Source organism: Streptomyces sp. 8K308 (assembly GCF_004348315.1).
GTDB lineage: Bacteria > Actinomycetota > Actinomycetes > Streptomycetales > Streptomycetaceae > Streptomyces.
This window is the reverse complement of record NZ_SMKC01000175.1, coordinates 1-14108: the sequence shown is the minus strand read 5'-3', so window position 1 is coordinate 14108 and position 14108 is coordinate 1. Positions and strand designations below refer to the sequence as shown.

Here is a 14108-nt window from a genome sequence, read left to right as displayed (position 1 = left end):
CACTACCAGCAGCCGGGACCGGCCTGGGGCGCCCCGCAGCACGGCGGCCACGGCGGTCACTACGGCCACCACCGCCGCAAGGGCGGCCTCTCAGGGCTCTTCTTCTCCTCCTGACTTCTCCTGAGGCTTCGCCCGCCGAATTCTCTTCCGACCCGCTGTCGGAGCGGGCGTGGCGGTAGCGTCACGCCCATGCATGCGATCACGATTGCCGCGCCCGGAGGCCCCGAGGCGCTGGTGTGGACGGAAGTGCCGGACGCCGAGCCGCGTGCCGGCGAGGTCCTGATCGAGGTGGCGGCGGCCGGCGTCAACCGCGCCGACGTGCTCCAGCGGCAGGGGTTCTACGACCCGCCCCCCGGCTCCTCGCCCTACCCGGGCCTGGAGTGCGCGGGGCGGGTCGTGGCCGTGGGGGAGGGCGTCGCCGACTGGCGGGTCGGCGACGAGGCGTGCGCGCTGCTGACCGGCGGCGGCTACGCGGAGCTGGTCGCGGTGGAGGCCGGGCAGCTGCTGCCGGTGCCGGCCGGCATGGACCTGGCGACGGCCGCCGCGCTGCCCGAGGTGGTGTGCACGGTCTGGGCCAACGTCTTCATGTCCGCCGGGCTGCGGCCGGGCGAGACGCTGCTCGCGCACGGCGGCGGCAGCGGCATCGGCACCATGGCCATCCAGCTGGGCCGGGCGGCCGGGGCGCGGGTCGCGGTGACGGCCGGCAGCGACGACAAGCTGGCGCGCTGCGCGGAGTTGGGGGCCGAGGTGCTGATCAACTACCGCGAGCAGGACTTCGTGGCCGAGCTGGCCACCGCCACGGAGGGGCACGGCGCGGACGTGATCCTCGACATCGTGGGCGCCAAGTACCTGGCCAGGAACATCGAGGCGCTGGCGACCGGCGGGCGTCTCTCGATCATCGGGCTGCAGGGCGGCGTCAAGGCCGAGCTGAACCTGGCGCGGCTGATGGCGAAGCGGGCGTCGGTGACGGCGACCTCGCTGCGGGCCCGGCCGGCGGGGGAGAAGGCCGCCGTGGTGGCGGAGGTGCGGGAGCACGTCTGGCCGATGTTCGCGGACGGCCGGCTCCGGCCCGTGGTGGACCGGCGGCTGCCGCTGCCGGACGCGGCCGAGGCGCACCGGGTGCTGGAGGAGAGCGGCCATATCGGGAAGATCGTGCTGACACGCTGAGCCACCCCTCGGCCCGGATGCGGCTTTTGTGTTGATATGTGACGCTGGTTACCTCATCGATTACATCATCGGACAGAAGCGTGAAGGATCGGGCCTGTGAGGGTGTGGGCGGGTTACGCAGTGGCCGTGGCGGTTGTCGCGGCTCCCCTTCTCCCCCAGCCGGCCGCCGCGTTGGGCCCCCCGGCGGCGTCGGCGCCTGAGGTGGAGGACCGGGACGACAGCCGGCGCTCGGCGGAGCAGCCGATCCTGTGGTGGGAGCCGGCGCCCACCACCCCGGGCCCGGTCCGCGACGACGGAGATCCCGCGCCCGTCGCGGCCCGCCGCACGGGCGGCGAGGTGCTCCCGGTCCTCCCGCTCGGCGCCGGCCTCGCCTGCCTCGGCCTCGGCCTCGGCATCCTCGGCTATCGGCTCCGCCAGTAGCCGGACGGAACGCCGCGCCGACCGCGGCGCCGGAGCCGGCGCGGCGGCTGACGCCGCTCGCCTCAGGCGCAATGCCAGTGACTTGAGGGTCGATTCGCGCGTCTGACCTGCGGGAACGTCGCCCTACGGCGCTCTCGAGAGCCATAAAGTCACCGGTACTGGGCCTAGGCGTTGAGGTAGGCGAGGACGGCCAGCACGCGGCGGTGTCCCGCGGTGGTCGTGGGGAGCGAGAGTTTGCTGAAGATGTTGCCGATGTGTTTGTGTACCGCGTTCTCCGTGATCACGAGCTCGGCGGCGATCTCCCCGTTGCCCAGGCCGCGGGCCATCAACGTCAGGACCTCGCGCTCGCGGGCGGTGAGGCTGTCGATGGGACCCCTGGCCGCCGCGCTGGTGAGGAGTTGGGCGACGACCTCCGGATCCATCACCGTGCCGCCGGCCGCCACCCGGCGGAGCGCGTCGACGAACTCGGCGACCCGGCTGACCCGGTCCTTGAGCAGGTAGCCCACCGCACCCGAGCCGTCCGACAGCAGCTCGCGCGCGTAGATCTTCTCCACGTACTGCGACAGCACGAGCACCGGCAGCCCGGGACGCTCCCGCCGCAGCTCGAGCGCGGCGCGGACGCCCTCGTCGTGGAAGGTCGGCGGCAGCCGCACGTCGGCGATCACCGCGTCCGGCTGGTGCCGGCCGACGGCCGCCAGCAGCCCGGGGCCGTCCGTGACCACCTCGGCGACCTCGATGTCCCTGGTGGAGAGGATGAGTTCGAGCCCGGCGGAGAGCAGCACGTTGTCCTCGGCGATCACGACCCGCACGGCAGCTCCACGGTGATCTCGGTCGGGCCGCCCGCCGGGCTGCTGACCAGCACCGAGCCGTCGAGCGCCGCCGCGCGCCGGCGGATCCCGACGACGCCGGTGCCACGCGCCTCGTCGACGCCGCCCACGCCGTCGTCCGTGACCTCGACGAGCAGCCGGTCGTCCGATCTCGTCAGCCGCACCCTGGCGCGGTCGGCGCCGCTGTGCTTGGCCGCGTTGGTCAGCGACTCGGTGACGATGAAGTAAGCGGCGGCCGAGACCGCGGGCGGCAGCTCGCCGAGCTCCCCGCGGTCCACCTCGACCGGGACGGCGGACCGCGCCGCCACCGCGTCGATCGCGCCCTCCAGGCCCCGGTCGGCCAGGATCGGCGGGTAGATCGTGCGAATGACGTCCCGCAGCTCGGTCATCGCCTCCTCGGCGCCCTCGTGCGCCTCCTTGAGCAGCGTGGCCAACCGGCCGTCGTCCTCGGGCAGCTGCTCCCTGGCCACCCCGAGCCGCATCGCGATGGCGACGAGCCTGGCCTGCGCCCCGTCGTGCAGGTCGCGCTCGATGCGGCGCAGCTCGGCGCCGTGCGCGTCGAGCACCCCGGCCCGCGACTCGGTCAGCTCGCCGACCCGCTCGGCGAGCCGCTCCTCGGCCGAGGGCTCCAACCCGGCCACGCAGACGCCGGCGTGCCAGCGGGCGATCCTCGGCAGCAGCCACCAGGTGAGCGCGGCGCCGACCAGCGACTGGCCGAGGTCGAGGGGTATGGACGCGAGCCCGACGTTCCCGAAGGACGACTCGAGGTCAAGCAGCGGCCGGATCGGCGCCATGATCACGCCGCCCACCGCCATGCCGAGGAAGAGCACCGCCACCAGGCCGCCCAGCAGGCCGGTGCCTATCGCGGTCGGCAGCCAGCGCAGCAGCCGCCGGGCCTCGGGGGAGCGGAGTGTGTGCCGCCAGGCGGCGACGAAGCCCCTGGGCGGCGCGGACCGCGCGGCGGACGACGACGCGTCGACCGGGATGCCGAGCAGCGTGGCGGCCCGGCGGCGGTGCCAGTCGGCCGACTCGCCGAGGGGGCGCAGCATCCAGGGGAGGCCTGAGGTGAGCACCCCGACCACGAGGAGCGGGAGCACCGTGAGCAACGCCATCGCCGCCGGGAAGGCGCCGAGCAGGTAGGCGGCTCCTCGCCTTACCCCACTCCATCGTTCCTGCCGTTCACCCATGGGACGCAGTCTGCGGCATCCGCGGCGACGAGCGCACTACAGCTGGATCTACTGTTTCCCCTCGCCCTGGCTCGTCCATGGCCTGTCCTGGTCCGCCACCGACGCGCCTTGCGCCGGCTCAACATACTCGGTATACATACGCGGTATGTCCATTCGCTACGGCCTACTCGCCCTCCTGGAGTCCGGCCCCCGGTACGGCTCCCAGCTCCGCACCGAGTTCGAGTCCCGCACCGGAGCCACCTGGCCGCTCAACATCGGGCAGGTCTACACGACCCTCCAACGCCTGGAACGTGACGGCCTGATCACCCCCGAGGGCGGCGGTGACGCCAAGCAGCAGCTCTACGCCATCACCGAGCCGGGACGCCGCGAGCTGGCCGAGTGGTTCTCGCGCCCCGTCGACCGCACCCAGCCCGCCAGGGACGAGCTCGCCATCAAGCTTGCCATGGCCGTCGGCACGCCAGGCGTCGACGTCGGCGCGATCATCCAGGCCCAGCGGAGGCACACCCTCCAGGCCATGCAGGACTACACCCGCCTCAAGGCCCGCGCCCTCGCCGCCGGGCCCGACACCAGCGACGAGATGGCCTGGCTGCTCGTCCTCGACCAACTGATCTTCTTCGCCGAGGCGGAGAACCGCTGGCTCGACCACTGCGAGTCACGCCTCATCCGCTTCGCCCGGGAGCGGCCCGCCAGCGGCGCGGCCCCGGCACCGAGCGACCCGGCCGCCGGGCCCGGCGAAGCCGGTGTTCCGGTGGGGCGTGGCGGGGGCGTTTATCCAGGACAGAACACGACCGAGGGGGGAACCTCGTCATGACCGAGACGCCCATGCGTGAGTCCGGCTCAGCCGTGCTCGAACTGCGTCAGCTCGCCCGCGTGCACGGCAGCGGCGTCGCCGCCGTGCACGCGCTGCGCGGCATCGATCTCGCCGTCAGGGCCGGTGAGTTCGTCGCCGTGATGGGCCCCTCGGGGTCCGGCAAGTCCACGCTGCTGACGCTCGCCGGCGGGCTCGACACCGCCACCGGCGGGCAGGTGCTGGTCGAGGGCCAGGACCTCGGCGCCCTCAGCCGCACCCAGCTCGCCAAGGTGCGCCGCACCCACATCGGCTACGTCTTCCAGGACTACAACCTCATCCCGGCCCTCACCGCAGCCGAGAACATCGCCCTGCCCCGCGAACTCGACGGCACCTCCTCCCGCGTCGCCCGCCGCGAGGCGCTCGCCGCGCTGGAGGAGATCGGCCTCCCCGAGGTCGCCGAGCGCTTCCCCGACGAGATGTCGGGCGGCCAGCAGCAGCGCGTCGCCATCGCCCGCGCCCTGGTCGGCGACCGCCGACTCGTCCTCGCCGACGAGCCAACCGGCGCCCTCGACTCCGAGACCGGCGAGACCGTCCTCGCCCTGCTGCGCCGCCGCTGCGACGAGGGCGCCGCCGTCGTGCTCGTCACCCACGAGTCCCGCTACGCCGCCTGGGCCGACCGCCTGATCTTCCTGCGCGACGGCCGGATAGTCGACGAGTCGGCCGCCGGCACCGCCGAGTCCCTCCTCACCAGCGAGGCCGCGAGGTGAGTCGACTCAACACCTGGCGCCTCGCGCTGCGCATCGCGCGCCGCGACGCCCGGCGCGCCAAGGGCCGCAGCGCCCTGGTGATCGCCATGATCGCGCTGCCGATCCTCGTGGTGTCGGCCGCCGACCTGACCTTCCGCACCGCCGAACTCTCCCCCGCCGAGACGCTGACCCGCGAACTCGGCCTGGCCGACGCCCGCTACCAGATCGCCACCCAGGGCTCGCCCGTCCGCCAGAACCCCGAGGGCGACTACGTCGAGTACGACGAGAACGCCGACGACATGGTCTGGGAGGACGACCCGAGGCCGGACGACGAGGTGCTGGCACAGGTCGAGGGCGCGCTCCCGCCCGGGGCCACCGTGCTCCCCGACGCCACCGCCTACCTCACCGCCTCGACCCGCACCGGCCTGGCCAATGTCGAGCTCCGCGAGATCGACGCCCGCGACCCGCTCACCGAGGGCATGCTCACCCTGCTGCGCGGCGACTTCCCGACCGAGCCCGGCGAGGTGGCCGCCACCCAGGCGTTCCTCGACGAGTCCGGGCTGCGGGTCGGCTCCGAGGTCACCATCGGCGACATCGGCGAGCCCTACCGCATCACCGGCGCCTACGAGCTGCCGAGCGACCTGGACAGCGAGCAGGTCATCGCGCTTCCCGGCGCCGTCCTGCCCCACCTGGAAGGCGACCGCCCGGCGCGGGCCACCGCCACCTTCCTCGTCGACGTCCCCGACGGCGTCGTCGACTGGCCGACCGTGCTGAGCGCCAACGAGCAGGGCCTGACCGTCATCTCGCGCGACGTCACCCTCAACCCGCCCCCGGCCGACCAGGTGCTGGTGAGCGAAGGCTTCAGCGACTCGTCGGTCGACGCCGAGGCCATGGTGGTCATCGTCACCGTCGTCTCCCTGATCATCCTGGAGATCTGCCTGCTCGCCGGCCCCGCCTTCGCGGTGGGCGCCCGCCGCGCCCGCCGCCAGCTCGGCCTGGTCGGCGCCAACGGCGGCGACCGCGGGCAGCTGCGCGCCATCATGCTCGCCAGCGGCGTGGTGCTCGGCGCCGGCGCGGCCGTCGTCGGCACCGTGGGCGGCGTCCTGTTGACCCTGGCCACCCGCCCGCTCCTCGAAGGCATCGGCGGCGCCCGATTCGGCTCCTGGGACTTCAGGGTCCTGGAGATCGGCGCCGTCGCCCTGCTCGCCGTCGTCACCGGACTGCTCGCCGCCGTCGTCCCGGCCGTCAACGCGGCCCGCACCGACGTGCTCGAATCCCTCACCGGCCGTCGCGGGGTGCGCCGCGCCGGCCGCGCGCTGCCCACCATCGGCGCCATCGCGCTGGTCGGCGGCGCCGCGATCGCCATCCTCGGCGCCATGACCATGGACGACGCCAGCACCGTCGCCGTCGGCGCCATCATCGCCGAGCTCGGCGTCGTCGCCCTGACCCCGCTGCTGGTCGGCGGCTTCGGCCGGCTGGCCAGGCGGCTGCCGCTGTCCGGCCGGCTCGCGCTGCGCGACGCCGCCCGCAACCGCGGCCGCACGGCGCCCGCCGTGGCCGCCATCATGGCCGCCACGGCCGGCGCGGTCGCCGTGGCCACGGTGTCCGTCAGCGACGCGGCGCGGCAGGAGGCCGAGTACGAGCCGGCGCTGCCCGCCGGCGGCGTCGTGATCTCCACCTACTCGCCGGCGGAGCGGGCGCTGCTCGACCCCGCCAGGCAGGTGATCGAGACCGAGATGCCTACCACTGACCGGGCCGACGTCTGGCGCGTGGTGGTCAACGCCGACTGCGACGGGTACGTCGAGGACTGCGGCTACGTCCAGCCGAGCGTGCCCGAGGAGAACGAGTGCCCGCTGTGGGTCGCCGGGAGCGAGAGCCTGGACACGGCCGAGCGCCGCGAGCTGGCGGCCGACGACCGCTGCGCCGGGAGCGGCGGCACCGTGATGGGCGGCGGCGGCCTCACGGTCGCCGATCCCGAACTGCTCGACGTGCTCGGCATCGAGGACGAGGGCGCGCGGGAGGCCCTGGAGCGCGGCGAGGTCGTGGTCTTCGCCGGCCGTTACCTCGACGCCGACGACCGGGTGACCATCGAGACCTACGCCACCTATCCGGAGGAGTGGGACGAGGACGGCCAGTCGCTCACCCGACCGGACGACTCGGTCACCCTGCCCGGCCACCGGGTCACCGCCGAGAGCTACGGCTTCGAGCTGCTGGTCTCCCCGGCGGCCGCGGAGGCCGCCGGCCTCGTCACCGTGGCGGACGGCAGCTACTACGCCACCGACCGGATGCCCACCGGGGCCGAGCAGCAGGCCGTCGCCGGCGCCCTCGAGGACCTGGCGACCCGCGGCGGCGTCGTCGGCGGGCTCGCCACCTACGTGGAGGACGGCTTCGAGGCCGACACCTCCATGGAGATGCTGATCCTGTCGCTGGCCGCCGGCCTTCTCGCGCTCGGCGCGGCCGGCATCGCCACCGGCCTGGCGCAGGCCGACTCGGAGGCCGACCTGACCACCCTCGCCGCGGTCGGCGCCTCGCCCCGGGTCCGGCGCACCCTCTCCGGACTCCAGTGCGGGCTCGTCGCCGCCATGGGGGTGCTGCTCGGCGGTCTTTCCGGCCTCATCCCGGCCATCGCGCTGCGGATCGCCGACCACCGGTCCAACCTCAGGGGCTGGGAGGAGGCCTGGGACAACGGCTGGGACCCCGGCATCAGGCCCGAGCTGTTCATCGAGCTGCCGTGGACCACCTTCGGCCAGCTGATCCTCGTCGTGCCGCTCGTCGCCTGCCTGGTGGCGGCCCTGCTGACGCGCTCCCGGATCACCCTCGCGCGGCGCGCGGGGTGACCGGCGTTGCATGATGGGGGTATGACTCAGCCGAGGAACGAACCGCCCCAGGAGAACGCCCAGATCCTGGTCGTCGGACCCGACGGGATGGCGCTCAGCAGCCCCGCGCCCAAGCGGAGCGGTGAGGACGACGAGGGCCGCTCCGAGATCCCCGTGACCGAGATGGTGGAGCAGCCGGCGAAGGTCATGCGCATCGGCAGCATGATCAAACAGCTGCTCGAGGAGGTGAAGGCCGCCCCGCTCGACGAGGCGAGCCGGGTCCGCCTCAAGGAGATCCACGCCAGTTCGGTCAAGGAGCTCGAGGAGGGCCTCGCGCCCGAGCTGGTCGAGGAGCTGGACCGGCTCTCGCTCCCGTTCACCGACGACGGCGTGCCGACCGACGCGGAGCTGCGGATCGCCCAGGCCCAGCTCGTGGGCTGGCTGGAGGGCCTGTTCCACGGCATCCAGACGGCGCTTTTCGCCCAGCAGATGGCGGCGCGGGCGCAGCTGGAGCAGATGCGGCGGGCGCTCCCGCCCGGCGCGTTCGGCGACGAGCAGGAGCAGGGCCCCGACGCACACGGCGGGGCGCGGTCCGGCCCCTATCTGTGACGCGTAACCGGTGACGCGAGACCCCCGACAACCGGCGGTGCCGGCCGAGGCCCGAGGGCCCTGGCCGGCACCGCTTCCGTTGTGGCGCGTCAGCTCCAGGTGATCAGCCGCTTGGGGTGCTCGAGGATGGCCGCCACGTCCGCCAGCACCCGGGAGCCCAGCTCGCCGTCCACCAGACGGTGGTCGAACGAGAGCGCCAGGGTGGTGACGTGCCGTGGCTTCACCTTCCCCTTGTGCACCCAGGGCTGCTCCCTGATCGCGCCGAACGCCAGGATCGCGGACTCGCCCGGGTTGAGGATCGGCGTCCCGGTGTCGATGCCGAACACGCCGATGTTGGTGATGGTGACCGTGCCGCCCTGCATGTCGGCCGGTGGTGTCCTGCCGTCCTTGGCCGTGGCCACCAGCGCGCCGAGCGCGCTGGCCAGCTCGGGCAGGGTCTTGGCGCCGGCGTCCTTGATGTTCGGCACGACCAGCCCGCGGGGGGTCGCCGCCGCGATGCCGAGGTTCACGTACTCCTTGTAGACGATCTCCTGGCGCTCCTCGTCCCAGGAGGCGTTGATCTCCGGATTGCGGCGGATCGCCACGAGCAGCGCCTTGGCGACCAGCAGCAGCGCGTTGACGCGCAGCCCGGCCAGGTCCGGGTCCTGCCGCAGCCGCTCCACCAGACGTACGGTCCTGGTGACGTCGACCGTCACGAACTCGGTGACGTGCGGGGCGGTGAAGGCGCTGCCGACCATGGCCTGCGCGGTCGCCTTCCGCACCCCCCTGATCGGCACCCGCCGCTCCCTGATCTGCGCCAACGACTGCGGCGCGACGTCGGCGGCGACGGTCCCCTCGGCGGCGGCCTGAGCCGGTGCGGGTGCCGGTACCGGCCGTGGTGCGACGGCCGCGTGGACGTCTTCCCTGGTCACCACGCCGTTCGGCCCACTGGGGATGACGGTCGCCAGGTCCACGCCGAGGTCCTTGGCCAGCTTCCGCACGGGAGGCTTGGCCAACGGCCGCCCGGCGGGCGCCTGGCCGGCGGCTACGCCGCCGCCCTCGACGCCCTGTGGCACGGCGGGCCCGCCGTAGCCCCCGGCGGCGTCGTGCCCGCCGGGGAGGTGCGCGGGCGCCCACGCGCCAGTGCCGTTCGCCTGGCCGGCGACGACCGGTTCCCCACCGATGGTGACCTCGGGCCGGTGGGCCGGGGCCCAACCCGGCTGCGGGCCTCCGGCGCCAGCCGGCTGGCCCGGGCCGCCGAGGCCGGCCGCCTGGCCCGCGGCCGCCGGCGCGGCCGGTGCCGCGACCCACCGCCCACCGACGGCCTGGCCGCTGGCGGCCGGTTCGCCTGGCCGGTGTTGGCCCGTGCCCGCACCGGCCCGCTCGCTCGCTGCGCCGGCCGGTGCCGCCGTGCCGGCGGCCTGGCCGGGGCCGCCCGGCCCACGGCCCTCCGGGCCCCCAGGCCCGGCGGCAGCCGGACCCGCTTGGCCGCCGGTGGCCTGGCCTGGGCCGCCCTGCCTACGGCCGGACGGGCCGGCCTGGCCGGCGGCAGCCGGCCGGCGGGGGCGGCGCTTCGGCGTGGCGGTGGAGACGCCGTAGCCGACCAGGACCGGTTCGCGGCCCCCGCCCGCCCCGCCGCCTTCGGCGGCGTCCGCGGCGGGCGGCTCCTGCTCAGGCTCCCCCGCCAGGGGGTCCGTGTCGACGGTGATGATCGGCGTGCCGACGTCGACCGTCTGGCCCTCGGGGAAGAGCACCTCCCTGACCACGCCGTCGTAGGGGATCGGCAGCTCGACCGCCGCCTTGGCGGTCTCCACCTCCACCACCACCTGGCCGTCGCTCACCGTGTCACCCGGCTGAACGAGCCACTTCAGGATCTCGGCCTCCGTGAGCCCCTCGCCCACGTCCGGCATCCGAAACTCGCGGAACCGCTGTGCCGCAGCCATCGTCACGACTCTCCTCAGCCTCTCGCCTCAGTACGCCAAGGCGCGGTCGACGCTGTCCAGCACCCGGTCGAGCCCAGGGAGGTACTCCTCCTCGAGCCGTGCCGGCGGATACGGCGCGTGGAACCCGCCGACCCGCAGCACGGGGGCCTCCAGATGATAGAAACACCGCTCCGTGATCCGGGCGGCCACCTCGGCCCCGGAGCCGAAGAAGACCGGCGCCTCGTGCGCCACCACCAGCCGGCCGGTCTTCTCCACCGACCGCTGGATCGTGTCGAAGTCGATCGGTGAGACTGACCGCAGGTCCACGACCTCGATCGACGTGCCGTCCTCGGCCGCGGCCTCCGCCGCCGCCAGCGCCGTCCGCACCGTCGGGCCGTAGGCCGCGATCGTCAGGTCGGTGCCGTCCCGCACCACCTTGGCCGCGTGCAGTGGGCCGGGGATGCCCGTCGTGTCGACCTCCCCCTTCTCCCAGTAACGCGACTTGGGTTCGAAGAAGATGACCGGGTCGTCGCACTCGATCGCCTGCCGCAGCATCCAGTACGCGTCGGACGAGTTCGCGGGCGTCACGATCTTCAACCCCGCTACGTGCGCGAACAGCGCCTCCGGCGACTCGCTGTGGTGCTCGACGGCGCCGATGCCGCCCCCGTACGGGATGCGGATGACCACCGGCAGCTTCACCTTGCCCAACGCCCTGGCGTGCATCTTCGCCAGCTGCGTGACGATCTGGTCGTACGCGGGGAAGACGAAGCCGTCGAACTGGATCTCCGCCACCGGCCGGTATCCGCGCAGCGCGAGGCCGATCGCGGTGCCGATGATGCCGGACTCGGCCAGCGGCGTGTCGATGACCCGGTCCTCGCCGAAGTCCTTCTGCAGTCCGTCTGTGATGCGGAAGACGCCGCCCAGCTTGCCGACGTCCTCGCCCATCACCACGACCTTGGGGTCGGACTCCAACGCCGTGCGGAGCGAGGAGTTGAGCGCCTTGGCGATCGCCATCTTCTCGGCAGCCATGTCAGTTCCCCCCGTGCGGCTGGTGCGCGTGGTGCTCGTGGCGTTCGTGGTCGGCGAAGGAGGCGAGGTAGTCGGCGAACTCGGCGCGCTCCTCGTCCACCAGCGGGTGTCCGTCCGCGTACACGTTGTCGAAGACGGCCATCGGGTCCGGGTCGGGCATCGTCCTGATGGCCTCCCTGACCCGCTTGGCCAGCGCGTCGCTCTCCTCGTCGAGCGCGGCGAAGAACGCGGCGTCCGCCGCGCCCTCCCGCTCGAGCAGGCGGCGCAGCCGCAGGATCGGGTCCTTGGCCTCCCACGCCTCCAGGTCCTCCTTGCGCCGGTACCTGGTCGGGTCGTCCGAGGTGGTGTGCGCGCCCATCCGGTAGGTGAACGCCTCGACCAGGATCGGGCCCTGCCCGGTGCGCACGTGCTCGGCGGCGGCGCGGGTCACGGCCAGGACCGCGAGCACGTCGTTGCCGTCGACGCGGACGCCGGGGAAGCCGTAGCCGGCGGCGCGCTGGTAGAGCGGCACGCGGGTCTGCCGCTCGATGGGCTCGGAGATGGCCCACTGGTTGTTCTGGCAGAAGAAGACGACCGGCGCCTGGTAGACGGCGGCGAAGGTGAACGCCTCGGCCACGTCGCCCTGGCTCGACGCGCCGTCGCCGAAGTAGGCGAGCACGGCGCTGTCCGAGCCGTCCATCCGCACGCCCATCGCGTAGCCGGTGGCGTGCAGGGCCTGGGAGCCGATGACGATGGTGTAGAGGTGGAAGTTGTTGCTGTTGGGGTCCCAGCCGCCGTGGTTGACGCCGCGGAACATGCCGAGCAGCAGGGTCGGGTCGACGCCGCGGCACCAGGCGACGCCGTGCTCACGGTAGGTCGGGAAGACGTAGTCCTCGGGGCGCAGCGCGCGGCCCGACCCGATCTGGGCGGCCTCCTGGCCGAGTAGTGACGGCCACAGGCCGAGCTCGCCCTGGCGCTGGAGGGCGGTGGCCTCCGCGTCGAAGCGGCGGGTGAGGACCATGTCGCGGAAGAGGCCGCGGATCTCCTCGTTGGTGATGTCGAGGGCGTAGTCGGGGTGTTCGACGCGCTCGCCCTCGGGGGTCAGCAACTGCACCATCTCGGGCGCGGGACTCGCCGCGGCGGGCTTGGCGGTGGCGGTCTTCTGCGTCGCCTTCCTGGCCGTGGCCCTTTTCGTCGTGGCCTTCTTGGCCGCGGCCTTCTTCGTGCTGTTCTTCGCCGCGGCACGGCGTGGGGTCCCGCCCGCCTGGGTGCTGCTCTCCACAGTCACTCGTGTCCTCCGTCGGTCCGGCCCCCGGGGTCCACCGGGCGGCCAGTGCGGTCCGCCCGGTCCCGTACGGCGCACGGGGGTGGGTGCGGCCTGGACGGAACCGAGCGGTTCTTTGTCCCGATCGCGTCCCGTTCGACGGCCCAATAAGAGCACGGTATCCGTCGGGATCACAAGCTGTGAAAAGACCCCTGACCTGCGGATTTACCTGGATATCCAAGTACTTGTAAGGGTTGGGGAACGAGACGGCATCAAGCCTGGCAGGGCTTGGGGACAGGTGCACGTTAACCCGGGCAACCGGGTCGCGTGAAGAGCGGTGCACGCTCCGTTGTGTGACACTTGCGGTGTGTCCGAGGGCGGAAAAATCAGCGTATTTCTCCTCGACGACCACGAGGTGGTGCGCCGGGGCGTGCACGAGTTGCTCGCCGCCGAGCCGGACATCGAGGTGGTCGGCGAGGCGGGCACGGCGGCCGACGCGTTGAACCGGATCCCGGCCGCGCTGCCCGACGTCGCGGTGCTCGACGTGCGCCTGCCGGACGGCAGCGGCGTCGAGGTGTGCCGGGAGATCCGGTCGCGCGACGAGTCGATCCGCTGCCTGATGTTGACGTCCTACGCGGACGACGAGGCGCTGTTCGACGCCATCATGGCGGGCGCGTCCGGCTACGTGCTGAAGGCCATCCGGGGGAACGAGCTGCTGGCCGCGGTGCGGGACGTGGCGGCCGGCAAGTCGCTCCTCGACCCGGAGGCGACGCGGCGGGTCCTCGACCGGCTGCGGGGCGGCGGCGCCGGCGCGTCCCGTGAGGACGACGAGCGGCTGGCCCGGCTCACGGACCAGGAGCGGCGCATCCTCGACCTGATCGGCGACGGCCTGACCAACCGGGCGATCGGCGAGGAACTGCACCTGGCCGAGAAGACGATCAAGAACTACGTGAGCAGCGTGCTGGCCAAACTCGGCATGTCCCGCCGCGCCCAGGCCGCCGCCTACGTAGCGCGCCGCCAGGCGCGTGGCGCCGGCCGCCCCGGTCGCGCCTAGCGCGAAAACGCGCCGCCGGTCGCGCGGAGCGCGGGAACGCGGCGCTGGCCGTGCCGGTCGCGCCGCCGCGCCCACCCGCCCACGCTGGGGCGGGCGCCCAGCGCTGGCGCGCGGCGCGAGAAAGGGCCGGTGGGTGGGGAAACCACCTGCGGCCGCGGCGGCCCGCCGGCCGCGCCGCAACCGCCGCGGAGCGCGGGAACGCGGCGCGTGGCGCCGGTCGCGCGTAGCGCTAGGAGGGGGCGAGCGGGGAAGGCCGCACGCGGCGCGGGTCTGACGGCGTAGCCGCCGAGGCGTCGCGCCAGAAAGGGCGGGTGGGTGG

12 protein-coding genes and 1 pseudogene are annotated in these 14108 nt (G+C 73.7%); 8 read left to right on the top strand and 5 right to left on the bottom strand.

The genetic code is table 11. From position 1 onward, the window contains the following. From E1265_RS39455 to E1265_RS22320, 3 genes and pseudogenes are all read left to right on the top strand, one after another. Positions 1-114, top strand: a pseudogene (locus tag E1265_RS39455) (zf-TFIIB domain containing protein); the annotation flags it as partial. Positions 115-189: 75 nt separating this feature from the next. Then, a complete protein-coding gene (locus E1265_RS22325) occupies positions 190-1167 on the top strand; it encodes an NAD(P)H-quinone oxidoreductase (RefSeq protein WP_132932657.1) in 978 nt (325 codons plus the stop codon). Positions 1168-1293: 126 nt separating this feature from the next. Next, positions 1294-1587 carry a hypothetical protein gene (locus E1265_RS22320; RefSeq protein ID WP_132932655.1) on the top strand — a complete coding sequence of 98 codons (294 nt, stop codon included), beginning with the start codon at positions 1294-1296 and terminating at the stop codon, positions 1585-1587. 164 nt (positions 1588-1751) lie between these two features. Here E1265_RS22320 and E1265_RS22315 read toward each other — a convergent pair whose 3' ends face one another. Both E1265_RS22315 and E1265_RS22310 read right to left on the bottom strand, forming a co-directional pair. Next, complete coding sequence (locus E1265_RS22315) at positions 1752-2396, bottom strand: response regulator transcription factor (protein WP_132932653.1); 645 nt, start codon at positions 2394-2396, stop codon at positions 1752-1754. Beyond that, positions 2384-3601: a sensor histidine kinase gene (locus tag E1265_RS22310; protein WP_132932652.1), complete on the bottom strand. Its 1218-nt coding sequence runs from the start codon at positions 3599-3601 to the stop codon at positions 2384-2386. Before E1265_RS22310 ends, E1265_RS22315 begins: the two co-directional genes overlap by 13 nt. 145 nt (positions 3602-3746) lie before the next feature. Here E1265_RS22310 and E1265_RS22305 point away from each other — a divergent pair, with 145 nt between their 5' ends. Genes E1265_RS22305 through E1265_RS22290 form a run of 4 tightly spaced genes read left to right on the top strand, consistent with a single transcriptional unit; the run spans position 3747 to position 8562 of the window. Continuing rightward, entirely contained in the window at positions 3747-4412 is a 666-nt protein-coding gene (locus E1265_RS22305) for a PadR family transcriptional regulator (RefSeq protein WP_132932650.1), read from the top strand. Continuing rightward, a complete protein-coding gene (locus tag E1265_RS22300; RefSeq protein ID WP_132932648.1) occupies positions 4409-5158 on the top strand; it encodes an ABC transporter ATP-binding protein in 750 nt (249 codons plus the stop codon). The genes E1265_RS22305 and E1265_RS22300 overlap by 4 nt, the downstream gene beginning before the upstream one ends. After that, entirely contained in the window at positions 5155-7974 is a 2820-nt protein-coding gene (locus E1265_RS22295) for an ABC transporter permease (RefSeq protein WP_132932646.1), read from the top strand. Before E1265_RS22300 ends, E1265_RS22295 begins: the two co-directional genes overlap by 4 nt. A gap of 21 nt (positions 7975-7995) precedes the next feature. Next, positions 7996-8562: a bacterial proteasome activator family protein gene (locus tag E1265_RS22290; protein WP_132932645.1), complete on the top strand. Its 567-nt coding sequence runs from the start codon at positions 7996-7998 to the stop codon at positions 8560-8562. Positions 8563-8651: 89 nt separating this feature from the next. Here the strand turns inward: E1265_RS22290 and E1265_RS39450 are convergent, their stop codons facing one another. Genes E1265_RS39450 through pdhA form a run of 3 tightly spaced genes read right to left on the bottom strand, consistent with a single transcriptional unit; the run spans position 8652 to position 12759 of the window. Next, the gene (locus tag E1265_RS39450; protein WP_165953841.1) at positions 8652-10484 is read right to left on the bottom strand and encodes a dihydrolipoamide acetyltransferase family protein; all 1833 of its coding nucleotides are present in this window, start codon (positions 10482-10484) and stop codon (positions 8652-8654) included. Between the two features lie 27 nt (positions 10485-10511). After that, on the bottom strand, positions 10512-11492 hold the full coding sequence (locus E1265_RS22275) for an alpha-ketoacid dehydrogenase subunit beta (protein WP_132932643.1): 981 nt from the start codon (positions 11490-11492) through the stop codon (positions 10512-10514). A gap of 1 nt (position 11493) precedes the next feature. Next, positions 11494-12759 carry a pyruvate dehydrogenase (acetyl-transferring) E1 component subunit alpha gene (pdhA, locus tag E1265_RS22270; protein WP_132932641.1) on the bottom strand — a complete coding sequence of 422 codons (1266 nt, stop codon included), beginning with the start codon at positions 12757-12759 and terminating at the stop codon, positions 11494-11496. A 343-nt stretch (positions 12760-13102) separates the two neighbouring features. On the opposite strand from pdhA, the gene E1265_RS22265 reads away from it, so the two are divergent. Then, on the top strand, positions 13103-13789 hold the full coding sequence (locus E1265_RS22265; RefSeq protein ID WP_132932639.1) for a response regulator transcription factor: 687 nt from the start codon (positions 13103-13105) through the stop codon (positions 13787-13789). Positions 13790-14108 lie beyond the last annotated feature (319 nt).

Excerpts from the sequence above, each read along its gene's own strand:
- E1265_RS22310 (WP_132932652.1), bottom strand. The coding sequence starts at position 3,601 with ATGGGTGAACGGCAGGAACGATGGAGTGGGGTAAGGCGAGGAGCCGCC.
- E1265_RS22325 (WP_132932657.1), top strand. The coding sequence starts at position 190 with ATGCATGCGATCACGATTGCCGCGCCCGGAGGCCCCGAGGCGCTGGTG.
- E1265_RS22275 (WP_132932643.1), bottom strand. The coding sequence starts at position 11,492 with ATGGCTGCCGAGAAGATGGCGATCGCCAAGGCGCTCAACTCCTCGCTC.
- E1265_RS39450 (WP_165953841.1), bottom strand. The coding sequence starts at position 10,484 with ATGGCTGCGGCACAGCGGTTCCGCGAGTTTCGGATGCCGGACGTGGGC.
- E1265_RS22300 (WP_132932648.1), top strand. The coding sequence starts at position 4,409 with ATGACCGAGACGCCCATGCGTGAGTCCGGCTCAGCCGTGCTCGAACTG.
- E1265_RS22305 (WP_132932650.1), top strand. The coding sequence starts at position 3,747 with ATGTCCATTCGCTACGGCCTACTCGCCCTCCTGGAGTCCGGCCCCCGG.
- E1265_RS22290 (WP_132932645.1), top strand. The coding sequence starts at position 7,996 with ATGACTCAGCCGAGGAACGAACCGCCCCAGGAGAACGCCCAGATCCTG.